This window comes from Thalassococcus lentus, from assembly GCF_028023555.1.
Taxonomy (GTDB): domain Bacteria; phylum Pseudomonadota; class Alphaproteobacteria; order Rhodobacterales; family Rhodobacteraceae; genus Thalassococcus_A; species Thalassococcus_A lentus.
In genome coordinates, this window is sequence record NZ_JAQIOY010000015.1 from 1 (window position 1) to 2,110 (window position 2,110).

Genomic DNA, 2,110 nt, shown 5'->3' on the forward strand with positions numbered 1-2,110 from the left:
CCTTAGGAAAGAAGCGATGTCTTACAAGTCTGATATTGAGATTGCGCGTGAAGCGCGGAAGCGTCCGATCCTTGAGATAGGAGAGAAGCTTGGGATTGGGTCTTCTGATCTTTTGCCTTACGGTCATGACAAGGCGAAGGTCAGCCAGTCTTTTATTGACTCTGTTCAGTCTCGTGAGAACGGCAAGCTTGTTTTGGTTACGGCGATCAACCCGACGCCTGCGGGTGAGGGCAAGACGACGACGACGGTTGGTCTTGGTGACGGTCTGAACAAGATCGGCAAGAATGCGATGATCTGCATCCGCGAGGCATCTCTTGGGCCGAACTTCGGCATGAAGGGCGGTGCTGCGGGGGGTGGCATGGCGCAGGTTGTGCCGATGGAAGACATGAACCTGCATTTTACCGGCGACTTTCACGCGATCACCTCGGCGCACAGTCTGCTGTCGGCGATGATCGACAACCACATCTACTGGGGCAACGAGGCCGAGATCGACGTGCGCCGCGTTCAGTGGAAGCGTGTTGTGGACATGAACGACCGTGCGCTGCGCCAGATCACGGCTTCGCTTGGGGGTGTGGCCAATGGCTTCCCGCGTGAGGCGGGCTTTGACATCACGGTGGCCTCCGAGGTTATGGCGATCCTGTGTCTGGCCAAGGATCTCAAGGATTTGGAAAAGCGCCTGGGCGACATGATCGTGGCCTACCGCCGGGACCGCAGCCCGGTGTTCTGCCGTGACATCAAGGCCGAGGGCGCGATGACGGTGCTGCTGAAGGATGCGATGCAGCCGAACCTTGTGCAGACGCTGGAAAACAACCCGGCCTTTGTACATGGCGGGCCTTTTGCGAATATCGCGCATGGCTGCAACTCGGTGATTGCGACCTCGACGGCGCTGAAGCTGACGGACTACGTGGTGACCGAGGCGGGCTTTGGCGCGGATCTGGGCGCCGAGAAGTTCATGAACATCAAGTGCCGCAAGGCCGGTCTTGCGCCGTCTGTCGTGGTCTGCGTGGCCACGGTGCGGGCGATGAAGATGAACGGCGGCGTGGCCAAGGCTGATCTTGGGGCCGAGAACGTGGCGGCGGTTGAGGCGGGTTGCCCGAACCTGGGCCGTCACATCGAGAACCTCAAGTCGTTCGGCGTGCCTGTGGTTGTTGCGATCAACCACTTTGTCACTGACACCGATGCCGAGGTGCAGGCGGTCAAGGATTATGTCGCGAGCCAGGGCGCCGAAGCGGTGCTGAGCCGGCACTGGGAGCTGGGCTCCGAAGGGTCAAGCGATCTGGCGCGCAAGGTTGTGGAAGTGGCCGAGAAGGGCGAGGCGGATTTTGCCCCGATCTATCCGGATGCCATGCCGCTGGCCGAGAAGATCCAGACCATTGCCAAAAACATCTACCGCGCCGATGAGGCGGTGATGGATCAGAAGATCCTGGGCCAGCTGAAGCTCTGGGAAGAGCAGGGCTATGGCGATCTTCCAGTCTGCATGGCCAAGACGCAGTACAGCTTCAGCACTGATCCGAACCAGCGCGGGGCGCCCACCGGCTTTACCGTGCCGGTGCGCGAAGTGCGGCTGTCGGCGGGGGCGGGCTTTATCGTGGCGGTCTGCGGTGAGATCATGACCATGCCCGGCCTGCCGCGTGTGCCCTCTGCCGAAAACATTCGTCTGAATGACGAGGGCCAGATCGAAGGTTTGTTCTAGGCTGATTTTGCCTTGGCAAAGTCTGCCCTGTGGGAGGCCGCGTGTTTGCGACAGTAAACGCGCGTGCCCACCCCCCAAATTTAGGAGAAGATGAATGGCGGCTCATAAGATTGACGGCAAGGCGTTTGCAGCGGATGTGCGCGGCCAGATCGCCGAGCATGTGCAGCGTTTGAAGGACGATCATGGCATTACGCCGGGTCTGGCGGTGGTGCTGGTGGGCGAAGACCCGGCCAGCGAGGTCTATGTGGCGGCCAAGCACAAGCAGACGGTCGAAGTGGGCATGGCCTCGTTCGAACACAAGCTGCCTGCGGATGTCTCAGAGGCCGAGCTGTTCGCCCTGATTGACCAGTTGAACGCCGACCCCGCCGTGCATGGCATCCTGTGCCAGTTCCCGGTGCCGGATCATCTGGATGAACG

The 2,110-nt window shown here is 60.6% G+C and carries 2 protein-coding genes; both read left to right on the plus strand.

The genetic code is table 11. From position 1 onward, the window contains the following. The first annotated feature begins 16 nt into the window (after positions 1-16). Positions 17-1,693, plus strand: coding sequence for a formate--tetrahydrofolate ligase (locus PFY00_RS18935; RefSeq protein WP_271434174.1), 1,677 nt, complete (start codon positions 17-19; stop codon positions 1,691-1,693). Positions 1,694-1,787: 94 nt separating this feature from the next. Next, positions 1,788-2,110 (plus strand): tetrahydrofolate dehydrogenase/cyclohydrolase catalytic domain-containing protein (locus PFY00_RS18940; protein ID WP_271434173.1); only part of this gene is annotated, 323 nt, incomplete at its 3' end.